This window comes from Microbacterium sp. IO18, from assembly GCF_049099505.1.
In the GTDB taxonomy this organism is placed as follows: Bacteria; Actinomycetota; Actinomycetes; order Actinomycetales; family Microbacteriaceae; genus Microbacterium; species Microbacterium aurugineum.
In genome coordinates, this window is sequence record NZ_JBMJAF010000002.1 from 436,865 (window position 1) to 456,028 (window position 19,164).

A 19,164-nucleotide genomic window follows, 5' to 3' on the forward strand; every position below is an offset into this window, starting at 1 on the left:
TGGGGCCGCGCTTAGCGGGCCTTCTTCTTGCCTGCGACGGTGCGCTTCGGGCCCTTGCGGGTACGGGCGTTGGTCTTGGTGCGCTGACCACGGACCGGGAGACCACGACGGTGGCGGATGCCCTCGTAGGAGCCGATCTCGACCTTGCGGCGGATGTCTGCGGCGACCTCGCGGCGCAGGTCACCCTCCACCTTGTAGTTGCCTTCGATGTAGTCACGGAGGGCGATCAGCTGGTCGTCGCTGAGGTCCTTCACGCGGATGCTCTCGTCGATCTCCGTCGCCTTGAGGATCTCGACCGAGCGGGTACGGCCGACGCCGTAGATGTAGGTAAGGGCGATCACCACGCGCTTGTCGCGCGGGATGTCAACGCCGGCAAGACGTGCCATGCGGTTCTCCTGGGTGTTGTGGAGGTGTGGGACAGGATCGGTGCCCGGGCCTCCGCCCGAGGTGTCCCCCGCTTCCGCGGGTTCTGATCCTGCCGTCGTGTGTGTTCAGTTGTGAGATGTGCGTGAGCGATGCCGCACAGCGAGGGACTCAGCCCTGGCGCTGCTTGTGACGCGGGTTGCTCTTGCAGATCACCATGACGCGGCCGTGACGGCGGATCACCTTGCAGTGATCGCAGATGGGCTTGACGCTGGGGTTGACCTTCATGATGTTTCCTGTTCGCTGTCTTCGTACCGCCCCGGACAGGGGCAGGCCGTTACTTCTCGACCGATCAGCGGTAGCGGTAGACGATACGGCCGCGGGTCAGGTCGTAGGGGCTGAGCTCCACGACCACACGGTCCTCGGGGATGATACGGATGTAGTTCTGCCGCATCTTGCCGGAGATCGTTGCAAGGACCTTGTGTCCGTTGCTGAGCTCAACGCGGAACATCGCGTTGGGCAGAGCCTCGGAGATCACGCCCTCGATCTCGATGACACCGTCTTTCTTAGCCATAGCCTCGCTGACGCTTCTGCAGATCGGTCGATCTGCGGTGGGTGAATGGGTTGTGGTGCTGCACCGACGGACACGCCGAATCAAGGCACAAAGCACCAAAGATCTATGTTAGACGCTCGATTACCATCCGGCAACTCGGGCGTCCGGGGCGCGAAGCCGACCGGTCAGCCGATCAGCTGCTCCATCTTGGAGATGTCCCCGGCCTGGAGGTCGAGACGCTCGCCGTTGACCTCGATGGTCGGCGTTCCGGCGATCTCGTGGGCCTTCGCCTGCGCCGCACCGAACTTGCGGTACGTCTCGTCGGTGATGCACGAGACCGCGTCGTCCGCACCGACCTGTGTCGCGAAGCCGGCGATCTGGTCGTTCGTGAGACCGGAGGAGTTCTCCGCCGGCTGGTTCTCGAACAGCGTCTTCGCGAAATCGAGGTACAGGTCAGGGTTCGACTCCGCGACGCAGAAGGCCGCACCGGCAGAGCGCGACGAGAAGTCCGTGCCCTGCGAGAAACGGTCGAGGATCGCGATCGGGTGGTACTCGAGCGTGATGCGCCCGTCTGCCGCAGCCGCCTCCAGCTGCTCTCCGTACTGATCCTCGAAGCTCTTGCAGATGGGGCACTGGAAGTCCAGGAACACCGCGACGGTGTCTTCACCGTCCCCGAAGGAGATCGCCCCGGTCTCCGGGTCGAAAGTGTCGTTCGCGCTGGGTGCGGCGCCGGGCGAGGTCGCCTGGTTGTTGAGGAACACCACGAGTCCACCGATCGCCACCAGCACCACGACCACGGCGATGGAGACGCCGATCGCGAACCAGTTGGTGTTGCTCTTCGCCGCTGCCATTACTTTCCGATCTCTCGAGGCTCGACCCCGAACGGGGCGAGTCCGGCTCTTCCACCATCGGGCGCGGTCAGCACCCAGATACCTCCATCATGCAGGGCGACGCTATGTTCCCAATGGGAGCCATCGGTTCCGTCGACGGTCGTGACGGTCCAGTCATCCTCTTCGATGAAGGTCGCTTCTCCGCCGGCGGTGACCATCGGCTCGATCGCGAGCACGAGTCCCGGTTTGACGTCTTCCCCGCGATCGGGTGTGCGGTAGTTGAAGACGCTGGGGGCCTCGTGCATCTTGCGGCCGATGCCGTGACCGACATACTCGCGAAGGATGCCGTACGGCTCACCGGAGACCGCGGAAGAGCCCTGCGCCTCGATGTACCCCTGGATGGCCGCACCGATCTCATCGATCGACGACGCGGATGCCATGGCGGCGATTCCGGCCCACATCGAGCCCTCCGTGACGCGGGAGAGCTCCTCGCGCTGTGCGACCAGTTCGGGCCGCTCCGGATCGGGCACCACGACGGTGATGGCACTGTCGCCGTTCCATCCCTGGAACTGCGCACCGCAGTCGACGGACACGATATCCCCCGGCTGCAGCACCCGCTCCCCCGGGATGCCGTGGACGACCTGCTCATTCACCGAGATGCAGGTGGTGTGGTGGTAGCCGCGCACGAGCTGGAAGTTGGACTCCGCACCGCGTGACAGGATCGCTCGGTTCGCGACGGTGTCGAGCTCCAGCGTGGTGACGCCGGCCTTGATCATCGGGCGGACGGCGTCGAGTGCTGCGGCGGTGATGAGCCCGGGCTCGACCATGGCTCGCAGTTGAGCCGGGGTCTTGTAGATCGACCGGCGGAACATCTCAGGAGGCGGAGGCCGCGAGACGCAGACCGCGCGCGGCCAGAGCATCCGCGATGCGCTCGGTGATCTCGTCGAGGGAGCCGACACCGTCGATGCGGTCGACGATGCCCTTGGCGCCGTAGACCTCGAGGATCGGCGCGGTCTCGCGCTCGTAGATGTCGAGGCGGTGGCCGATGGCCTCCGGGGTGTCATCCGAACGTCCCTGCTCGGTCGCGCGCAGGGACAGACGCGACAGGCTCTCCTCGCGCGGCACGTCGAGGAGGATGACGGCGTCGAGGGCCTCCCCCCGCTCCGCGAGGAACGACTCCAGGTGAGCGACCTGCGCGGTGTTGCGCGGGTACCCGTCGAGCAGGAAGCCCTGCGCGGCGTCGGGCTGCGAAAGCCGGTCGCGCACGATCTCGCTCGTCAGCTCGTCCGGAACGAGGTCGCCCTTGTCGAGGATCGCTGTGACCTGCTGGCCGAGGGGCGTGCCCTCCTTGATGTTCGCGCGGAAGATGTCACCGGTCGACACGACCGGGATGCCGTAGGACTCGGCGATGCGCACGCCCTGCGTGCCCTTTCCCGAGCCCTGCGGGCCGACGATGAGAAGACGTGCGGATGCTGTCATCGGAGAAGCCCTTCATAGTGACGCTGCTGGAGCTGCGCATCGATCTGCTTGACCGTCTCGAGACCGACACCGACGATGATCAGGATCGACGCGCCACCGAACGGGAAGTTCTGGTTGGCGCCGACCGTGGCCAGCGCGATCAGCGGGATGAGCGCGATCAGACCGAGGTACAGCGAGCCGGGAAGCGTGATGCGAGTGAGCACGTAGTCGAGGTACTCGGCCGTGGGACGCCCTGCACGGATGCCCGGGATGAAGCCGCCGTACTTCTTCATGTTGTCCGCGACCTCGACCGGGTTGAACGTGATCGCCACGTAGAAGTAGGTGAAGCCGATGATCAGCAGGAAGTACGCGGCCATGTAGACCGGGCTGTTGCCCGTCGTGAAGTTCGCGCTGATCCACGAGACCCAGGCGGGCGGCGTCGAGCCGTCCTGTGGGGTGTTGAACTGAGCGATGAGCGCAGGGATGTACAGCAGCGACGACGCGAAGATCACGGGGATCACACCCGCCATGTTGACCTTGATCGGGATGTAGGTGTTCGTCCCGCCGTAGGTGCGGCGACCGACCATGCGCTTGGCGTACTGGACGGGGATCCTTCGCTGGGATTGCTCGACGAAGACGACGAGCCCCATCACGACGATTCCGACGAGCAGCACCAGGAGGAAGACCTCGAAGCCCTTGGTCTGCCAGATGAGCCCCATGGCGCCGGGGAACGTCGCGGCGATCGAGGTGAAGATGAGCAGGGACATGCCGTTGCCGATGCCGCGCTCGGTGACGAGCTCGGCGAACCACATGATCAGACCGGTACCGGCCGTCATCGCCATGATGATGAGCAGCTGCGCCCACCACACGTCGTTGGTCAGGAGCTGCTGGCAGGCGGCGAGATCTGTCGTCCCGAAGAGCTGACCGCTGCGCGCGACCGTGACGAGAGTCGTCGACTGGAGCAGCGCGAGAGCGATCGTGAGGTAGCGCGTGTACTGGGTCAGGCGGGCCTGACCGGCCTGGCCTTCCTTGTGCAGCGCCTCGAAGTGCGGGATGACCACGCGCAGGAGCTGCGTGATGATCGTCGCGGTGATGTACGGCATGACACCGAGCGCGAAGATCGACAGCTGCAGCAGCGCGCCACCGGAGAAGAGGTTGACCAGTCCGAGCAGACCATCGGTGCCCGCGTTGGCGGCGAGACACTCTTCGACGTTCGGGAAGTTCACGAACGGTGCCGGGACGTTGGAGCCGAGCCGGTAGATCGCGATGATGGCGAGGGTGAAACCGATCTTCCGACGCAGGTCGGGGGTGCGGAAGATCCGCGCGATGGCGCTAAACAAGGACGTTCCTCCTGAAAAGGTTGCCGATTCCCGAAGGACGGCTGAAAGACCAGGGTAACGCAAACCGGGCTTCCCGGAATTCGCCACCGATACCAGGCCCGCCGGATGCGGCCCCAGAGCGAGGTCTCGGAGTGTGAAACCACAAGAGGGGCCGGAGAATCTCCGGCCCCTCTTGCACTGCGGTTACTTGACGGATCCGCCCGCCGCGACGATCTTCTGCTCGGCGGAACCCGAGACCTTGTCGACCGAAACGGTGAGCTTCACGGCGATGTCGCCGTTACCGAGAACCTTGACCTTCTCGTTCTTGCGAACGGCACCCTTGGCGACCAGGTCGCCCACGGTGACGTCGCCACCCTTGGGGTACAGCTCCGCGAGCTTCTCCAGGTTCACGACCTGGTACTCCACGCGGAACGGGTTCTTGAACCCGCGCAGCTTCGGGGTGCGCATGTGCAGCGGCATCTGCCCACCCTCGAAGCCGACGCGAACGGTGTTGCGCGCCTTGGTGCCCTTGGTACCACGACCAGCGGTCTTTCCCTTGGAGCCCTCACCACGGCCGACGCGAGTCTTGGCGGTGTTGGATCCGGGGACGGGACGCAGGTGGTGCACCTTCAGCACGCCGGGGCGGGACGCCGGAGCGTCCTTCGCGGGCGCAGCCTTCTTGGCAGCCGGCTTCTTGGCGGGAGCCTCAGCCTTGGCGTCGGCTGCTGCGCTCTTGGCCGGAGCCTTCTTCGCAGCAGGCTTCTTCTCGGCGGCAGCCTTGGGAGCTGCAGCCTTCTTCGGGGCCTTCTCAGCCTCGACGGCCTCGTTCTTCTCAGCCATTAGTCGATCTCCTCAACCTTGACGAGGTGGGCGACGGTCTTGACGTAACCGCGCGTCTGCGCGTCGTCGGGGCGGACGGTGGTGTCACCGATCCGCTTGAGACCGAGGCTGCGCAGCGTGTCGCGCTGGTTCTGCTTCTCGCTCACCTTGGACTTGATCTGCGTGACCTTCAGTCGCGCGGCCATCAGGCACCTACCTTCTGTGCGGCGATGGCCTCGGCCTCGGCGCGGACGAGACGCGCAGGGGCGACCTGGTCGAACTCGAGGCCACGACGTGCGGCGACCGCACGAGGCTCCTCGAGCTGCTTCAGGGCGGTGACCGTCGCGTGCACGATGTTGATCGTGTTCGACGAGCCGAGCGACTTCGACAGCACGTCGTGGATACCGGCGCACTCGAGCACGGCGCGGACCGGACCACCGGCGATGACACCGGTACCGGCAGCGGCCGGGCGGAGCAGGACCACACCAGCGGCGGCCTCACCCTGCACGGGGTGCGGGATGGTGCTGCCGACGCGCGGAACGCGGAAGAAGTTGCGCTTGGCCTCTTCGACACCCTTCGAGATGGCCAGGGGGACCTCACGGGCCTTGCCGTAGCCGACGCCGACCAGACCGTTGCCGTCACCGACGACCACGAGAGCGGTGAAGCTGAAGCGACGACCACCCTTCACGACCTTCGAGACACGGTTGATGGTGACGACGCGCTCCAGGAACTGGTTGTCACCACGGTCGCGCGAGTTGCGGTCGCGGCCACCCTGGTTGCGGTCACCACGGCCACCACGGCGGCCGTCGCGCTGATCGCGAGTCGGCTCTGCCTGCGTGGTGCCTGCAGCCGTCTCGGAAGTGGCAGCAGCCGCTTCGGTCACTTCGTTCTCCTTGTTGTCACTCACAGTGCCAGACCCCCCTCACGGGCGCCGTCGGCGATGGCGGCGACACGACCGGCGTAGCGGTTGCCGCCACGGTCGAACACTGCCTCGGAAACGCCTGCGGCCTTCGCGCGCTCGGCGAGGAGCTCGCCGACCTTGCGGGCCTTGGCGGTCTTGTCACCCTCGAGCGAGCGCAGGTCGGTCTCGAGCGTCGAAGCCGACGCGACGGTGTGACCCTTGCTGTCGTCGACCAGCTGCACGAAGACGTGGCGGGCCGAACGGTTGACGACGAGACGCGGACGCGCCTCGGTGCCGACGACCTTCTTGCGAAGGCGGGCGTGACGACGCGCGCGGGCGTCAGACTTTGACTTGAGAGCCATGGTTACTTACCACTCTTTCCGGCCTTGCGACGCACGTTCTCGCCGGCGTAGCGCACACCCTTGCCCTTGTACGGCTCAGGCTTGCGGATCTTGCGGATGTTCGCAGCTGCCTCACCGACAGCCTGCTTGTCGATCCCGCTGACGGTGAGCTTGGTGGTGCCCTCGACCGTGAGCGTGATGCCGGCGGGCGGGTCGACCAGGACCGGGTGCGAGAAGCCGAGGGCGAACTCGACCGAGCTCCCCTTCTGCTGCACGCGGTAACCGGTGCCGACGACCTCGAGACCCTTGGTGTATCCCTGGGTCACGCCGATGATGTTGTTGTTGATGAGCGTGCGGGTCAGGCCGTGAAGCGACCGCGACTCGCGCTCGTCGTCGGGACGGGAGACCAGAACCTGGTTCTCCTCGACCGCGACCTCGATGGGGCTGGCCACCGTGAGGGTGAGCTCACCCTTGGGGCCCTTCACCGCGACCTCACGGCCGTCGACCGAAACGGTCACGCCCGCAGGAACGTCGATGGGAAGTCGTCCAATACGCGACATTTCGAATTACCACACGTAGGCGAGAACTTCTCCGCCCACGCCCTTCTGCTCAGCCTGACGGTCGGTGAGAAGACCGGAGGAAGTGGACAGGATGGCCACGCCGAGGCCGCCGAGGACCGTGGGCAGCTCGGTCGACTTCGCGTAGACGCGGAGACCGGGCTTCGAGACGCGCTTGATGCCGGCGATGGAGCGCTCACGGTTGGGACCGTACTTCAGCGTCAGCGTGAGGTTCTTCCCGACGCGAGCGTCAGAGGTCTCCCAACCGGCGATGTAGCCCTCCTGCTGGAGGATCTCAGCGATGTGCGTCTTGAGCTTGCTCGACGGCAGGGTCACGGAATCGTGGTGCGCCGAGTTCGCGTTGCGCAGACGGGTCAGCAGATCTGCGACCGGGTCTGTCATTGTCATTGTTGTTTTCCTTTGTTCATGAGGTTCCGGCTGCCGTTACACGACAGACGGCCTGCGATGACACGCAATTTTCAATTGTACGTGCACATCGACGGGCTCAGTGACACGAGACCACTGAGCCCGTCAAGGGTGTTACGCCTGTGCGTCTTCCGAGCGGAACGGGAAGCCGAGGTGGCGGAGCAGTGCCCGACCCTCGTCATCCGTCTTCGCGGTGGTGACGACGGTGATGTCGAAACCGCGAACCCGGTCGATCTTGTCCTGATCGATCTCGTGGAACACGCTCTGCTCCTGAAGACCGAAGGTGTAGTTGCCGTTGCCGTCGAACTGCTTGGCCGAGAGACCGCGGAAGTCGCGGATACGGGGCAGAGCGAGCGAGACGAGGCGGTCCACGAACTCCCACGCGCGGTCACCACGGAGGGTGACGTGCGCGCCGATGGCCTGACCCTCACGCAGCTTGAACTGCGCGATGGACTTGCGGGCCTTCGTGACGATCGGCTTCTGGCCGGTGATCTTGGTGAGGTCGTCGACCGCGCCATCGATCACCTTGCTGTCGCGAGCTGCCTCGCCGACACCGGTGTTCACGACGACCTTGACCAGTCCGGGGATCTGCATGACGTTCGAGTAACCGAACTCTTCCTGCATCGCCTTCTTGATCTCGGTGTTGTACTTCTGCTTCAGGCGCGGCTGGATCTTGCCAGCCGGCGCGGCAGTGTCGGTGCTCATCAGAGGTCCTTACCGCTCTTCTTCGCGTAGCGCACGCGGACGGTGCGCTTCACGCCGTCCTTCGTCTGCTCCTCGACCCGGTGGCCGACCTTGGTCGGCTTCTTGGTCGAGGGGTCGACGAGTGCGACGTTCGAGATGTGGATGGAGGCTTCGACGGTCTCGAGGCCTCCGGTCTTGGTGCCACGCTGCGTCTGTCCGACGCGGGTGTGCTTGGTGACGTAGTTCACGCCTTCGACGATGACGCGGTTCTTGTCGGAAAGGACGTCGAGGACCTTGCCCTGCTTACCGCGGTCGCCGCCACGCTCCTGCGTGGCACCCGTGATGACCTGAACCAGGTCACCCTTCTTGATCTTCGCCATGATTAGATGACCTCCGGCGCCAGCGAGACGATCTTCATGAACTTCTTGTCACGAAGCTCACGACCGACCGGTCCGAAGATACGGGTGCCGCGGGGCTCCCCGTCGTTCTTCAGGATCACGGCGGCGTTCTCGTCGAACTTGATGTAGGAGCCGTCCGGACGACGGACCTCCTTCTTGGTGCGGACGATGACCGCCTTGACGACGTCGCCCTTCTTGACGTTGCCACCGGGGATCGCGTCCTTGACGGTCGCGACGATGGTGTCGCCGAGGCCCGCGTAGCGGCGCTTCGAGCCACCGAGAACGCGGATCGTGAGCAGCTCCTTGGCGCCGGTGTTGTCGGCGACCTTGAGTCGGGATTCCTGCTGGATCACTTGGCCTTCTCCAGAATCTCCACCAGGCGCCAGCGCTTCGTGGCGCTGAGCGGGCGGGTCTCGTTGATCAGGACCAGGTCGCCGATGCCGGCGGTGTTCGCCTCATCGTGCGCCTTGACCTTCGAGGTGCGGCGGATGACCTTGCCGTAAAGCGGGTGCTTCACGCGGTCCTCGACCTCGACCACGATGGTCTTGTCCATCTTGTCGCTGACGACGTAGCCGCGACGCGCCTTGCGGTAGCCGCGTGCAGCGGTGTCGCGGACGTCGTGCTCGGACGACTCGTGTCCTGCGGCCTGCGTCTCCGCAGTCGCTTCCTTCTTGGTGGCCATCACTCAGCCTCTTCCTTCACGGCGTCGTCGGCGGAGTCCGCCTTCTTCGCCTTCGACTTGGTCGCCTTCTTGGCCGGAGCCTCGACCGGAGCGGGCGTCGCACGGATGCCCAGCTCGCGTTCGCGGATCACGGTGTAGAGACGCGCGATGTCGCGCTTGACGGCGCGGATGCGGCCGTGGCTCTCCAGCTGGCCGGTGGCCGACTGGAAACGGAGGTTGAACAGCTCCTCCTTGGCCTTGCGCAGCTCCTCGACGAGGCGCTGGTCTTCGAATGTGTCGAGCTCTGCCGGGGCGAGCTCCTTGGTGCCGATCGCCATTACGCGTCGCCCTCCTCGCGCTTGATGATGCGTGCCTTGAGCGGCAGCTTGTGAATTGCTCGGGTCAGAGCTTCGCGAGCGAGCTGCTCGTCGACACCCGCGACCTCGAAGAGGACACGGCCCGGCTTGACGTTGGCGACCCACCACTCGGGGGAACCCTTACCGGAACCCATGCGGGTCTCGGCAGGCTTCTTCGTGAGCGGACGGTCGGGGTAGATGTTGATCCACACCTTTCCACCACGCTTGATGTGACGGGTCATCGCGATACGAGCGGACTCGATCTGACGGTTCGTCACGTAAGCGGGCGAAAGCGCCTGGATACCGTACTCGCCGAAGGAGACCTTCGTGCCGCCGGTGGCCTGACCCGAGCGCCCGGGGTGGTGCTGCTTGCGGAACTTGACCTTACGGGGGATGAGCATTATGCCGACGCTCCTTCTGCGACAGGTGCCTCGTTGCGCGGGGCACGGCGGCGGTCGCCACCACGGTCGTCACGACGAGCCTTGGGTGCGTTGGCCTGCTCGCGAGCGAGCTCCTTCGCGGTCAGGTCGCCCTTGTAGATCCAGACCTTCACGCCGATGCGGCCGAAGGTGGTCTTCGCCTCGTAGAAGCCGTAGTCGATGTTCGCGCGCAGCGTGTGCAGCGGCACACGACCTTCGCGGTAGAACTCCGAACGGCTCATCTCGGCGCCGCCGAGGCGGCCGGAGACCTGAATACGGATGCCCTTGGCGCCGGCGCGCTGAGCGCCCTGCAGACCCTTGCGCATCGCACGACGGAACGCCACACGAGCAGAGAGCTGCTCGGCGATGCCCTGCGCGACGAGCTGAGCGTCGGCCTCGGGGTTCTTGACCTCGAGGATGTTCAGCTGGATCTGCTTGCCCGAGAGCTTCTCGAGGTCGCCGCGGATGCGCTCGGCCTCGGCTCCACGACGACCGATCACGATGCCCGGACGGGCGGTGTGGATGTCGACGCGGACGCGGTCACGGGTGCGCTCGATCTCGATGTTCGAGACACCGGCGCGGTCGAGCTGCGTCTTGAGCAGGTTGCGGATCTTGATGTCCTCGGCGACGTAGTCGGCGTAACGCTGCCCCGGCTTCGTCGAGTCAGAGAACCAACGCGAGACGTGGTCCGTCGTGATGCCGAGACGGAAGCCGTACGGGTTTACCTTCTGTCCCATTACTTGCTCGCCTTCTTGTTGCTGTCGCCCGTGGCGGCCGGAGCTGCCTCAGGCGTCGAGAGCACGACCGTGATGTGGCTCGTGCGCTTCTTGATCTGGAAAGCGCGACCCTGTGCACGGGGCTGGAAACGCTTGAGCGTCGTGCCCTCGTCGACGTACGCGTTCGCCACGTACAGGTCCTGCTCGTCGAGGAATTCGCCGTCGCGATCCGCCTTCACCTGCGCGTTGGCCATGGCCGACGCGACAAGCTTGTAGATCGGCTCGCTGGCGCTCTGCTGCGCGAACTTCAGGATGGCGAGAGCCTCCTGAGCCTGCTTGCCCTTGATGAGCGCGACGACACGGCGAGCCTTCTGAGGGGTCACGCGGATGTGTCGCACGCGTGCGATCGATTCGACCATTAGCGGCGCCGCCCCTTCTTGTCGTCCTTCTCGTGACCGCGGAAGGTGCGGGTGGGCGCGAACTCGCCCAGCTTATGACCGACCATGGTCTCGGACACGAACACAGGGATGTGCTTGCGTCCGTCGTGGACCGCGATCGTGTGACCCAGCATGGCCGGGATGATCATGGACCGACGGGACCAGGTCTTGATGACGTTCTTGGTGCCGGCTTCGTTCTGCACGACCACCTTGCGAAGCAGGTGATCGTCGACGAAGGGGCCCTTCTTAAGACTGCGAGGCATCTTCTCTTACTCCTACTTGCGCTTCTTGCCGGCGTTACGACGACGCACGATGTACTTGTCGCTTTCCTTGTTGGCGTGACGGGTACGACCCTCCGCCTGGCCCCACGGGGAGACGGGGTGACGACCACCGGAGGTCTTACCCTCACCACCACCGTGCGGGTGGTCGACCGGGTTCATCGCGACACCACGGACCGTCGGGCGGACGCCCTTCCAGCGCATACGGCCGGCCTTGCCCCAGTTGATGTTCGACTGCTCGGCGTTGCCGACCTCGCCGATGGTCGCGCGGCAGCGCGCATCGACGTTGCGGATCTCACCCGAGGGGAGACGCAGCTGGGCGTAGGGGCCGTCCTTGGCGACGAGACGGACGGATGCACCGGCCGAACGTGCCATCTTCGCGCCGCCGCCGGGGCGGAGCTCGATCGCGTGGATGACGGTACCGGTGGGGATGTTCTTCAGCGGGAGGTTGTTACCCGGCTTGATGTCAGCCCCGGCACCCGACTCGACGATGTCGCCCTGCTTCAGCTTCGCCGGAGCGAGGATGTAGCGCTTCTCACCGTCGAAGTAGTGCAGCAGCGCGATGCGCGCGGTGCGGTTGGGGTCGTACTCGATGTGAGCGACCTTGGCGTTGACGCCGTCCTTGTCATTGCGACGGAAGTCGATGACGCGGTACTGGCGCTTGTGGCCACCACCGATGTGACGGGTCGTGATGCGGCCCTGGTTGTTGCGACCACCGGTCTTCGAGAGCGGGCGCAGCAGCGACTTCTCCGGCGTCGATCGAGTGATCTCGGCGAAGTCAGCCACCGACGAGCCGCGACGGCCCGGGGTCGTGGGCTTGTACTTGCGAATAGCCATGATTGTCCTTATCCCCCGGATCAGCCGATTGCCGTGAAGATGTCGATGGTGCCCGACTTCAGGGTGACGATGGCGCGCTTGGTGTCCTTGCGCTTGCCGGTTCCGAAGCGGGTGCGGCGAGCCTTGCCGACGCGGTTGAGGGTGTTGACCCCTGCGACCTTGACGCCGAAGATCTTCTCGATGGCGAGCTTGATCTCGGTCTTCGAAGCGCGCGGGTCGACGAGGAAGGTGTACTTTCCTTCATCGATGAGCCCGTAGCTCTTCTCGGACACGACCGGCTTCAGGATGATGTCGCGCGGGTCCTTGTTCAGGGCCGTCTGGAGAACAGATGCCTGCTCGCTCATGCGGAGACCTCCTGGTTGGCGCCGGACTTGGAGGCGATGAAGCCCTCGAGCGCGGCCTGGGTGAAGACGATGTCGTCGGAGACGAGCACGTCGTATGCGTTGAGCTGGTCGAACGTCAGCACGTGCAGGTTCGACAGGTTGCGGATGCTCTTCAGCGTCACGTCGTCGCCCCGCTCGATGACGACGAGCACGTTCTTCGACGAGACCACGTTGGTGAGGAAGCTCACCGCGGTCTTGGTCGAGGGCGTGCCGTCGATCCCGAAGGAGTCGATGGCGTGGATGCGGTCTCCGCGGAAGCGGTCGCTGAGCGCGCCCAGCAGGGCGGCGGCGATCATCTTCTTGGGGGTGCGCTGCGAGTAGTCACGCGGCTTCGGGCCGTGGACGATGCCACCACCGGTCATGTGCGGCGCGCGGATGGAACCCTGACGGGCGTTACCCGTGCCCTTCTGCTTGAAGGGCTTGCGGCCGGCACCGGAGACCTCGCCACGACGCTTGGTCGAGTGAGTGCCCTGGCGTGCCGCCGCGAGCTGCGCGACGACGACCTGGTGGATGAGCGGGATGTTCGTCTTGGCGTCGAACAGTGCGGCGGGAAGCTCGATGGAGCCTGCCTTCTTGCCGTCTGCCTTGAGGACGTCGAGCGCGAGAGTGGAGTCAGCCATGATCAGGCACCCTTCACTGCGTTGCGGACATAGACGATGCGACCACGAGCACCGGGGACGGCGCCCTTGACGAGCATGAGTCCCTTCTCGATGTCGATGGCGTGCACCGTGAGGTTGAGGACGGTCACGCGCTCGCCACCCATACGGCCGGCCATGCGCATGCCCTTGAAGACGCGGCTCGGGGTCGACGATGCGCCGATGGAGCCGGGCTTGCGGTGGTTGCGGTGTGCACCGTGCGAAGCCGAGACGCCCTTGAAGTTGTGGCGCTTCATGACACCGGCGAAGCCCTTGCCCTTGCTCGTGCCGACGACGTCGACGAGCTGGCCTGCCTCGAAGGTGCCATCGACCGTGAGCTCCTGGCCCAGGGTGTAGTCGCCGGCGTCCGCGGTGCGGATCTCGGTGACGTGACGACGCGGCGTGACGCCGGCTGCCTCGAAGTGAGCGGAGAGCGGCTTGTTCACCTTGCGGGGGTCGATCTGGCCGTAGGCGATCTGAACGGCGTTGTAGCCGTCCTTCTCGGGGGTACGGACCTGGGTGACCACGTTCGGTGCCAGCTCGATGACGGTGACGGGAACGAGCTTGCCGCTCTCGTTCCAGACCTGGGTCATGCCGAGCTTCGTGCCGAGCATGCCCTTGGAAACCTTGGAATTGATGTCAGCCATGTCGAACCTCAGAGCTTGATCTCGATGTTGACATCGGCCGGCAGGTCGAGACGCATCAGCGAGTCGACAGCCTTGGGCGTCGGGTCGACGATGTCGATCAGACGCTTGTGGGTGCGCATCTCGAAGTGCTCGCGGCTGTCCTTGTACTTGTGGGGCGACCGGATGACGCACACGACGTTCTTCTCGGTCGGAAGGGGCACGGGGCCGACGACGGTTGCGCCCGCACGGGTCACGGTGTCGACGATCTTGCGTGCGGACGTGTCGATGACCTCGTGGTCATACGACTTCAGGCGAATGCGGATCTTCTGTCCCGCCATTGTCTGCTCTCTCTCTTTAGGCGTCTTACCGTCCGGGACCGGGTGGCCCTGGGGCATTGGACGCACGTCGGCGCTGTTCGCGCCTCGGCACGAGAACGGCTCTCACGAGTCGATCTGCTGCACCACTGTTCTTCTGTCAGCCGGAAGCCGTGAGGCGACCGGATGCCGACCTTCCACCGCGCACGGCGGAACCCTTCATGATGAGGGGGTGTCGGGGTGTGTTCTGCTACCCGCGGCCTAGAACCCTGCGCCGTCCCGGAGGAGGCGCCGTCTATGCACTGCCCTGGCAGTGATCCGTCGCACGCACAGCGGCAACGGAATATCGAACCTGTCTATTCTGCCACGGCCGATTTCACTTCTGCAAACCCGGGCGTGTCGCAGTCGTCTCGCAGCGCCTCAGACGCGCAGCGGAGACGTCAGATCGCAGGAGATAGCGGGGCGAGGCATCCCCATGCCTCGCCCCGCTTGGGGAGGGCGTTCAGTGCGAGGGGGCACACCGAACGCGAGTAGCCCGGCGTGAAGGGACGCCAGGCTCCTCGACCGAGGGCGCGGCGGAAGACCCGCCGCGCAGGCAGGGAGACGCTCAGGCGCAGTGACTGCGCGCGTCGCACGATGATCCCCAAGATCGCATATCCCCAGTTTGGACGCGGATGACCGCGTGTTCCCGGAAACCGAACCCCTTCGGCTTCCATGACCGCAAGATCCCCAGGCGGTCGAGACGATCCTACTCGATGCAGCAGCGAATCCGCCACATTTGACACCGGGTCTCACCGCCCGGCACCGAAAAGCGGGGGCCCNCTTCCATGACCGCAAGATCCCCAGGCGGTCGAGACGATCCTACTCGATGCAGCAGCGAATCCGCCACATTTGACACCGGGTCTCACCGCCCGGCACCGAAAAGCGGCGCCCCACCACCGGTGGGGCGCCGCTCAGCGACGACGGGCGCGGCTACTCGTTGCCGACGGCCTTGTCCGCGCTGTCCCGGATCTCGTCGATCTTGTCCGCCGCGCCGGGTGCGATCTTCTTCGCGAAGTCGGCGACACCGTCGAGCACCTTGTCGCTGATGTCCTCCGCCTGCTCGCTCTTCACGGCTTCGGCGATCTTGTCCTTGTTCTGCTCGTAGAGGTCCTTGCCCTTGTTCACGGCGTCCTCGATACCCATGTGACTCCCCTTCTGAGACGTGTGCGGTCGTCCGATCGGGGCGACCACACTCATTGTGCATGTCCACCCCGCCGAAGGGAACCCTCGCCGCCCGTCCACGACAAAGGGGCCGGACCCGAAGGCCCGACCCCTTTGCGAGGAAGCAGATGCTTACTTGATGATCTTCGTGACCGTACCGGCGCCGACGGTGCGTCCACCCTCACGGATGGCGAAGCCGAGGCCCTCCTCCATGGCGATCGGCTGGATCAGCTCGACCGTCATGTCGGTGGTGTCGCCGGGCATGACCATCTCGGTGCCCTCGGGCAGCGAGATGACGCCGGTGACGTCGGTGGTGCGGAAGTAGAACTGCGGGCGGTAGTTCGTGTAGAACGGGTTGTGACGGCCACCCTCGTCCTTCGACAGGATGTACGCGGTGCCCTCGAAGTCGGTGTGCGGCGTGACCGAACCCGGCTTGACGATGACCTGACCGCGCTCGACGTCTTCACGCTTGGTACCGCGGAGCAGCAGACCACAGTTCTCGCCGGCCCAGGCCTCGTCGAGCTGCTTGTGGAACATCTCGATACCCGTGACCGTGGTCTTGACGGTCGGACGGAGTCCGACGATCTCGACCTCGGAGTTGATGGCCAGCGTGCCACGCTCGGCGCGACCCGTGACGACGGTTCCACGACCGGTGATCGTGAAGACGTCCTCGACGGGCATCAGGAACGGCTTGTCGCGGTCACGCTCCGGGTCCGGAACGCTGTCGTCGACGGCCTGCATCAGGTCCAGGATCGCCTGGACCCACTTCTCGTCGCCCTCGAGGGCCTTGAGAGCGGAGACGCGGACGACAGGAGCGTCCTCGTCGAAGCCCTGGCCGGCGAGCAGCTCGCGGACCTCGAGCTCGACAAGCTCCAGGATCTCCTCGTCGTCGACCATGTCGGACTTGTTCAGCGCGACGAGCAGGTAGGGAACGCCGACCTGCTTGGCGAGCAGCACGTGCTCACGCGTCTGAGCCATCGGGCCGTCGGTGGCGGCGACCACGAGGATCGCGCCGTCCATCTGAGCCGCACCGGTGATCATGTTCTTGACGTAGTCGGCGTGGCCGGGAGCGTCGACGTGCGCGTAGTGGCGCTTCGGGGTCTCGTACTCGATGTGCGAGATGTTGATGGTGATACCACGCTGGCGCTCTTCCGGCGCCGAGTCGATGGAAGCGAAGTCACGCTGCACGTTGGTGTCGGACGGGTACTTGTCAGCAAGCACCTTCGAGATCGCTGCGGAGAGCGTGGTCTTGCCGTGGTCGACGTGACCGATCGTTCCGATGTTGACGTGCGGCTTGGTCCGCTCGAACTTGGCCTTAGCCACTGGGTCCTCCTCAGGACGTCGTTGTAGAGGTGACCGGGCACTGGTTTGCGACCGGTTCTCTACGGGTTAGGTTCTCAGTTTAGTAGAGAGGGAATGTGAAGTTGTAGGTGACCTGGGAACCCCGCGGCGCATCGCCGTGCTCGGCGCCGCGGGGAACCCAGAAGGGTGATTACTCGCCCTTGGTCTTCTGGACGATCTCGTCCGCCACCGCGCGGGGAACCTCAGCGTAGCTGTGGAACTCCATCGAGTAGACGGCGCGGCCCGAGGTCTTCGAGCGCAGGTCGCCGATGTAGCCGAACATCTCGGACAGCGGCACCTGAGCGCGGACGACCTTGACGCCGGCGGCGTCTTCCATCGACTGGATCTGGCCACGGCGCGAGTTCAGGTCACCGATGACGTCGCCCATGTACTCCTCCGGAGTACGGACCTCAACGGCCATCAGCGGCTCGAGCAGCACGGGGTTGGCACGGCGAGCGGCCTCCTTGAAGCCCATGGAGCCCGCGATCTTGAACGCCATCTCCGAGGAGTCGACGTCGTGCGCTGCACCATCGACGATGGTTGCCTTGACGCCGACCATCGGGTAGCCCGCGAGCACACCGACGTTCATCGCGTCCTGGAAACCAGCATCGATCGAGCCGATGTACTCACGAGGGATGCGACCACCGGTGACGGCGTTCACGAACTCGTAAGTCGTCTCGGAGTCGAGCTCGAGCGGCTCGATGTTGAACTGGATCTTCGCGAACTGTCCAGAACCACCGGTCTGCTTCTTGTGCGTGTAGTCGTGCTTCTCGACGGTCTTGCGGATCGTCTCACGGTACGCGACCTGCGGCTTGCCGACGTTCGCCTCGACGCGGAACTCGCGCTTCATGCGGTCGACGAGGATGTCGAGGTGCAGCTCGCCCATGCCCTTGATGGTCGTCTGACCGGTCTCGGGGTTGAGCTCTGTGCGGAAGGTCGGGTCCTCCTCAGCGAGCTTCTGGATCGCGAGACCCAGCTTCTCCTGGTCGGCCTTGGTCTTCGGCTCGATCGCGACCTCGATCACGGGCTCCGGGAACGTCATCGACTCGAGGACGACCGGAGCTGCCGGGTCGGCGAGGGTGTCACCGGTGGTGGTGTCCTTCAGGCCGATGACCGCGTAGATGTTGCCGGCGGTCAGCGAGTCGACCGGGTTCTCCTTGTTGGCGTGCATCTGGAAGATCTTCCCGATGCGCTCCTTCTTGCCCTTGGTCGAGTTGACCACGGCGGAGCCCGAGTCGAGGTGACCCGAGTAGACGCGCACGTAGGTGAGGCGACCGAAGAACGGGTGCACGGCGACCTTGAAGGCCAGCGCCGAGAACGGGTCGTTGGCGTCGGGGTGACGCTCGATGATCGTGTCGTAGTCCTTCGGGTCGTGCGCCTCGATGGCACCGACGTCGAGGGGGTTCGGCAGGAAGTCGACGACCGCGTCGAGCATCGGCTGGACACCGCGGTTCTTGAACGCGGAGCCGCAGAGCACCGGGTAGATCTCGCTCGCGACGGTCAGCTTGCGGATCGCGCCCTTGATCTCGGCGACCGTGAGCTCCTCGCCACCGAAGAACTTCTCGAGCAGCGCGTCGTCGGTCTCGGCGACGACCTCGAGGAGCTGCTGACGGTACTCGTCCGCCTTCTCCTTGAGGTCGGCGGGGATCTCCTGGACTTCGTACTTGGCGCCCATGGTGACATCACCCTTGGAGTCGCCGGGCCAGACCAGTGCACGCATCTCGATCAGGTCGATGACGCCGATGAAGTCGTTCTCCGCACCGATGGGCAGCTGGATGACCAGCGGCTTGGCGCCGAGGCGGCTGACGATCGTGTCGACCGTGAAGTAGAAGTCGGCACCGAGCTTGTCCATCTTGTTGACGAAGCAGATGCGCGGCACGTTGTACTTGTCGGCCTGACGCCACACGGTCTCGGACTGGGGCTCGACGCCCTCCTTGCCGTCGAACACGGCGACCGCACCGTCGAGGACGCGGAGCGAGCGCTCCACCTCGACCGTGAAGTCCACGTGACCGGGGGTGTCGATGATGTTGATCTGGTTCTTGTTCCAGAAGCAGGTCACGGCGGCAGACGTGATCGTGATGCCGCGCTCCTTCTCCTGCTCCATCCAGTCGGTGGTCGAGGCGCCATCGTGCGTCTCGCCGAGCTTGTGGTTGACGCCCGTGTAGAACAGGATGCGCTCGGTCGTCGTGGTCTTGCCGGCATCGATGTGCGCCATGATGCCGATGTTGCGGACCTTGCTCAGGTCCGTGAGCACGTCTTGTGCCACAGGAGTGTCCTTATCTTTTGGAGCAGTCTTACTGCGAAGAGGG

General features: G+C 65.0%; 30 protein-coding genes. All 30 read right to left on the bottom strand.

From position 1 onward, the window contains the following. Positions 1–11: 11 nt before the first annotated feature. Positions 12–386: a 30S ribosomal protein S13 gene (rpsM, locus tag ACLF6J_RS13760; RefSeq protein ID WP_047524098.1), complete on the bottom strand. Its 375-nt coding sequence runs from the start codon at positions 384–386 to the stop codon at positions 12–14. A 148-nt stretch (positions 387–534) separates the two neighbouring features. Then, a complete protein-coding gene (rpmJ, locus tag ACLF6J_RS13765; protein ID WP_005050492.1) occupies positions 535–651 on the bottom strand; it encodes a 50S ribosomal protein L36 in 117 nt (38 codons plus the stop codon). Between the two features lie 64 nt (positions 652–715). Continuing rightward, complete coding sequence (gene infA, locus ACLF6J_RS13770) at positions 716–937, bottom strand: translation initiation factor IF-1 (protein WP_017201569.1); 222 nt, start codon at positions 935–937, stop codon at positions 716–718. Between the two features lie 164 nt (positions 938–1,101). Next, the gene (locus tag ACLF6J_RS13775) at positions 1,102–1,767 is read right to left on the bottom strand and encodes a DsbA family protein (RefSeq protein WP_131492366.1); all 666 of its coding nucleotides are present in this window, start codon (positions 1,765–1,767) and stop codon (positions 1,102–1,104) included. Further along, positions 1,767–2,618: a type I methionyl aminopeptidase gene (map, locus tag ACLF6J_RS13780; protein WP_134352097.1), complete on the bottom strand. Its 852-nt coding sequence runs from the start codon at positions 2,616–2,618 to the stop codon at positions 1,767–1,769. Before map ends, ACLF6J_RS13775 begins: the two co-directional genes overlap by 1 nt. Position 2,619: 1 nt before the next feature. Continuing rightward, entirely contained in the window at positions 2,620–3,225 is a 606-nt protein-coding gene (locus tag ACLF6J_RS13785; protein WP_047524100.1) for an adenylate kinase, read from the bottom strand. Further along, on the bottom strand, positions 3,222–4,544 hold the full coding sequence (gene secY / locus ACLF6J_RS13790; RefSeq protein ID WP_047524101.1) for a preprotein translocase subunit SecY: 1,323 nt from the start codon (positions 4,542–4,544) through the stop codon (positions 3,222–3,224). Before secY ends, ACLF6J_RS13785 begins: the two co-directional genes overlap by 4 nt. Before the next feature lie 183 nt (positions 4,545–4,727). Next, a complete protein-coding gene (rplO, locus tag ACLF6J_RS13795; protein WP_052193795.1) occupies positions 4,728–5,363 on the bottom strand; it encodes a 50S ribosomal protein L15 in 636 nt (211 codons plus the stop codon). Next, positions 5,363–5,548, bottom strand: a complete 186-nt coding sequence (gene rpmD / locus ACLF6J_RS13800; RefSeq protein WP_017201575.1) for a 50S ribosomal protein L30 — start codon at positions 5,546–5,548, stop codon at positions 5,363–5,365. The genes rplO and rpmD overlap by 1 nt, the downstream gene beginning before the upstream one ends. Continuing rightward, the gene (gene rpsE, locus ACLF6J_RS13805; protein WP_269406194.1) at positions 5,548–6,225 is read right to left on the bottom strand and encodes a 30S ribosomal protein S5; all 678 of its coding nucleotides are present in this window, start codon (positions 6,223–6,225) and stop codon (positions 5,548–5,550) included. Before rpsE ends, rpmD begins: the two co-directional genes overlap by 1 nt. 20 nt (positions 6,226–6,245) lie before the next feature. Next, positions 6,246–6,605 (bottom strand): 50S ribosomal protein L18, encoded by a 360-nt coding sequence (rplR, locus tag ACLF6J_RS13810; RefSeq protein WP_017201578.1) that lies wholly within the window; start codon positions 6,603–6,605, stop codon positions 6,246–6,248. 2 nt (positions 6,606–6,607) lie between these two features. Next, the gene (rplF, locus tag ACLF6J_RS13815) at positions 6,608–7,144 is read right to left on the bottom strand and encodes a 50S ribosomal protein L6 (protein ID WP_047524102.1); all 537 of its coding nucleotides are present in this window, start codon (positions 7,142–7,144) and stop codon (positions 6,608–6,610) included. Between the two features lie 6 nt (positions 7,145–7,150). After that, a complete protein-coding gene (gene rpsH / locus ACLF6J_RS13820) occupies positions 7,151–7,549 on the bottom strand; it encodes a 30S ribosomal protein S8 (RefSeq protein ID WP_047524103.1) in 399 nt (132 codons plus the stop codon). A gap of 132 nt (positions 7,550–7,681) precedes the next feature. Then, positions 7,682–8,272 (bottom strand): 50S ribosomal protein L5, encoded by a 591-nt coding sequence (rplE, locus tag ACLF6J_RS13825; RefSeq protein WP_047524104.1) that lies wholly within the window; start codon positions 8,270–8,272, stop codon positions 7,682–7,684. Then, on the bottom strand, positions 8,272–8,631 hold the full coding sequence (gene rplX / locus ACLF6J_RS13830; RefSeq protein WP_047524105.1) for a 50S ribosomal protein L24: 360 nt from the start codon (positions 8,629–8,631) through the stop codon (positions 8,272–8,274). The genes rplE and rplX overlap by 1 nt, the downstream gene beginning before the upstream one ends. 2 nt (positions 8,632–8,633) lie before the next feature. Next, entirely contained in the window at positions 8,634–9,002 is a 369-nt protein-coding gene (gene rplN, locus ACLF6J_RS13835; protein ID WP_017201583.1) for a 50S ribosomal protein L14, read from the bottom strand. Further along, a complete protein-coding gene (gene rpsQ, locus ACLF6J_RS13840; RefSeq protein WP_047524106.1) occupies positions 8,999–9,331 on the bottom strand; it encodes a 30S ribosomal protein S17 in 333 nt (110 codons plus the stop codon). The genes rplN and rpsQ overlap by 4 nt, the downstream gene beginning before the upstream one ends. Then, on the bottom strand, positions 9,331–9,648 hold the full coding sequence (gene rpmC, locus ACLF6J_RS13845) for a 50S ribosomal protein L29 (protein ID WP_017829202.1): 318 nt from the start codon (positions 9,646–9,648) through the stop codon (positions 9,331–9,333). Before rpmC ends, rpsQ begins: the two co-directional genes overlap by 1 nt. Next, positions 9,648–10,067, bottom strand: coding sequence for a 50S ribosomal protein L16 (rplP, locus tag ACLF6J_RS13850; protein ID WP_047524107.1), 420 nt, complete (start codon positions 10,065–10,067; stop codon positions 9,648–9,650). The genes rpmC and rplP overlap by 1 nt, the downstream gene beginning before the upstream one ends. Further along, entirely contained in the window at positions 10,067–10,822 is a 756-nt protein-coding gene (gene rpsC / locus ACLF6J_RS13855; protein ID WP_017201587.1) for a 30S ribosomal protein S3, read from the bottom strand. Before rpsC ends, rplP begins: the two co-directional genes overlap by 1 nt. Further along, a complete protein-coding gene (rplV, locus tag ACLF6J_RS13860; RefSeq protein WP_021201121.1) occupies positions 10,822–11,220 on the bottom strand; it encodes a 50S ribosomal protein L22 in 399 nt (132 codons plus the stop codon). Before rplV ends, rpsC begins: the two co-directional genes overlap by 1 nt. Further along, positions 11,220–11,501: a 30S ribosomal protein S19 gene (gene rpsS, locus ACLF6J_RS13865; protein ID WP_017829205.1), complete on the bottom strand. Its 282-nt coding sequence runs from the start codon at positions 11,499–11,501 to the stop codon at positions 11,220–11,222. Before rpsS ends, rplV begins: the two co-directional genes overlap by 1 nt. Before the next feature lie 12 nt (positions 11,502–11,513). Further along, positions 11,514–12,353, bottom strand: a complete 840-nt coding sequence (gene rplB / locus ACLF6J_RS13870; RefSeq protein ID WP_017201590.1) for a 50S ribosomal protein L2 — start codon at positions 12,351–12,353, stop codon at positions 11,514–11,516. Between the two features lie 20 nt (positions 12,354–12,373). Continuing rightward, complete coding sequence (gene rplW / locus ACLF6J_RS13875) at positions 12,374–12,697, bottom strand: 50S ribosomal protein L23 (RefSeq protein WP_017829206.1); 324 nt, start codon at positions 12,695–12,697, stop codon at positions 12,374–12,376. Then, positions 12,694–13,356 carry a 50S ribosomal protein L4 gene (gene rplD / locus ACLF6J_RS13880; RefSeq protein ID WP_047524108.1) on the bottom strand — a complete coding sequence of 221 codons (663 nt, stop codon included), beginning with the start codon at positions 13,354–13,356 and terminating at the stop codon, positions 12,694–12,696. Before rplD ends, rplW begins: the two co-directional genes overlap by 4 nt. 2 nt (positions 13,357–13,358) lie before the next feature. Beyond that, complete coding sequence (gene rplC, locus ACLF6J_RS13885; RefSeq protein ID WP_047524109.1) at positions 13,359–14,018, bottom strand: 50S ribosomal protein L3; 660 nt, start codon at positions 14,016–14,018, stop codon at positions 13,359–13,361. An 8-nt stretch (positions 14,019–14,026) separates the two neighbouring features. After that, complete coding sequence (gene rpsJ, locus ACLF6J_RS13890; protein ID WP_017201594.1) at positions 14,027–14,335, bottom strand: 30S ribosomal protein S10; 309 nt, start codon at positions 14,333–14,335, stop codon at positions 14,027–14,029. Between the two features lie 948 nt (positions 14,336–15,283). After that, the gene (locus ACLF6J_RS13895; protein WP_045264638.1) at positions 15,284–15,496 is read right to left on the bottom strand and encodes a hypothetical protein; all 213 of its coding nucleotides are present in this window, start codon (positions 15,494–15,496) and stop codon (positions 15,284–15,286) included. 150 nt (positions 15,497–15,646) lie between these two features. Then, complete coding sequence (gene tuf, locus ACLF6J_RS13900) at positions 15,647–16,837, bottom strand: elongation factor Tu (protein WP_047524110.1); 1,191 nt, start codon at positions 16,835–16,837, stop codon at positions 15,647–15,649. 169 nt (positions 16,838–17,006) lie between these two features. Then, positions 17,007–19,121 carry an elongation factor G gene (gene fusA / locus ACLF6J_RS13905; protein ID WP_047524111.1) on the bottom strand — a complete coding sequence of 705 codons (2,115 nt, stop codon included), beginning with the start codon at positions 19,119–19,121 and terminating at the stop codon, positions 17,007–17,009. Positions 19,122–19,164: the final 43 nt, after the last annotated feature.

What these genes read in the sequence shown, in the direction of transcription:
- rpsM (WP_047524098.1), bottom strand. Translation starts at nt 386, where the DNA reads ATGGCACGTCTTGCCGGCGTTGACATCCCGCGCGACAAGCGCGTGGTG.
- rpmJ (WP_005050492.1), bottom strand. Translation starts at nt 651, where the DNA reads ATGAAGGTCAACCCCAGCGTCAAGCCCATCTGCGATCACTGCAAGGTG.
- infA (WP_017201569.1), bottom strand. Translation starts at nt 937, where the DNA reads ATGGCTAAGAAAGACGGTGTCATCGAGATCGAGGGCGTGATCTCCGAG.
- ACLF6J_RS13775 (WP_131492366.1), bottom strand. Translation starts at nt 1,767, where the DNA reads ATGGCAGCGGCGAAGAGCAACACCAACTGGTTCGCGATCGGCGTCTCC.
- map (WP_134352097.1), bottom strand. Translation starts at nt 2,618, where the DNA reads ATGTTCCGCCGGTCGATCTACAAGACCCCGGCTCAACTGCGAGCCATG.
- ACLF6J_RS13785 (WP_047524100.1), bottom strand. Translation starts at nt 3,225, where the DNA reads ATGACAGCATCCGCACGTCTTCTCATCGTCGGCCCGCAGGGCTCGGGA.
- rplO (WP_052193795.1), bottom strand. Translation starts at nt 5,363, where the DNA reads ATGGCTGAGAAGAACGAGGCCGTCGAGGCTGAGAAGGCCCCGAAGAAG.
- rpmD (WP_017201575.1), bottom strand. Translation starts at nt 5,548, where the DNA reads ATGGCCGCGCGACTGAAGGTCACGCAGATCAAGTCCAAGGTGAGCGAG.
- rplR (WP_017201578.1), bottom strand. Translation starts at nt 6,605, where the DNA reads ATGGCTCTCAAGTCAAAGTCTGACGCCCGCGCGCGTCGTCACGCCCGC.
- rplF (WP_047524102.1), bottom strand. Translation starts at nt 7,144, where the DNA reads ATGTCGCGTATTGGACGACTTCCCATCGACGTTCCTGCGGGCGTGACC.
- rpsH (WP_047524103.1), bottom strand. Translation starts at nt 7,549, where the DNA reads ATGACAATGACAGACCCGGTCGCAGATCTGCTGACCCGTCTGCGCAAC.
- rplE (WP_047524104.1), bottom strand. Translation starts at nt 8,272, where the DNA reads ATGAGCACCGACACTGCCGCGCCGGCTGGCAAGATCCAGCCGCGCCTG.
- rplX (WP_047524105.1), bottom strand. Translation starts at nt 8,631, where the DNA reads ATGGCGAAGATCAAGAAGGGTGACCTGGTTCAGGTCATCACGGGTGCC.
- rpsQ (WP_047524106.1), bottom strand. Translation starts at nt 9,331, where the DNA reads ATGGCCACCAAGAAGGAAGCGACTGCGGAGACGCAGGCCGCAGGACAC.
- rpmC (WP_017829202.1), bottom strand. Translation starts at nt 9,648, where the DNA reads ATGGCGATCGGCACCAAGGAGCTCGCCCCGGCAGAGCTCGACACATTC.
- rplP (WP_047524107.1), bottom strand. Translation starts at nt 10,067, where the DNA reads ATGCTCATCCCCCGTAAGGTCAAGTTCCGCAAGCAGCACCACCCCGGG.
- rpsC (WP_017201587.1), bottom strand. Translation starts at nt 10,822, where the DNA reads ATGGGACAGAAGGTAAACCCGTACGGCTTCCGTCTCGGCATCACGACG.
- rplV (WP_021201121.1), bottom strand. Translation starts at nt 11,220, where the DNA reads ATGGTCGAATCGATCGCACGCGTGCGACACATCCGCGTGACCCCTCAG.
- rpsS (WP_017829205.1), bottom strand. Translation starts at nt 11,501, where the DNA reads ATGCCTCGCAGTCTTAAGAAGGGCCCCTTCGTCGACGATCACCTGCTT.
- rplB (WP_017201590.1), bottom strand. Translation starts at nt 12,353, where the DNA reads ATGGCTATTCGCAAGTACAAGCCCACGACCCCGGGCCGTCGCGGCTCG.
- rplW (WP_017829206.1), bottom strand. Translation starts at nt 12,697, where the DNA reads ATGAGCGAGCAGGCATCTGTTCTCCAGACGGCCCTGAACAAGGACCCG.
- rplD (WP_047524108.1), bottom strand. Translation starts at nt 13,356, where the DNA reads ATGGCTGACTCCACTCTCGCGCTCGACGTCCTCAAGGCAGACGGCAAG.
- rplC (WP_047524109.1), bottom strand. Translation starts at nt 14,018, where the DNA reads ATGGCTGACATCAATTCCAAGGTTTCCAAGGGCATGCTCGGCACGAAG.
- rpsJ (WP_017201594.1), bottom strand. Translation starts at nt 14,335, where the DNA reads ATGGCGGGACAGAAGATCCGCATTCGCCTGAAGTCGTATGACCACGAG.
- ACLF6J_RS13895 (WP_045264638.1), bottom strand. Translation starts at nt 15,496, where the DNA reads ATGGGTATCGAGGACGCCGTGAACAAGGGCAAGGACCTCTACGAGCAG.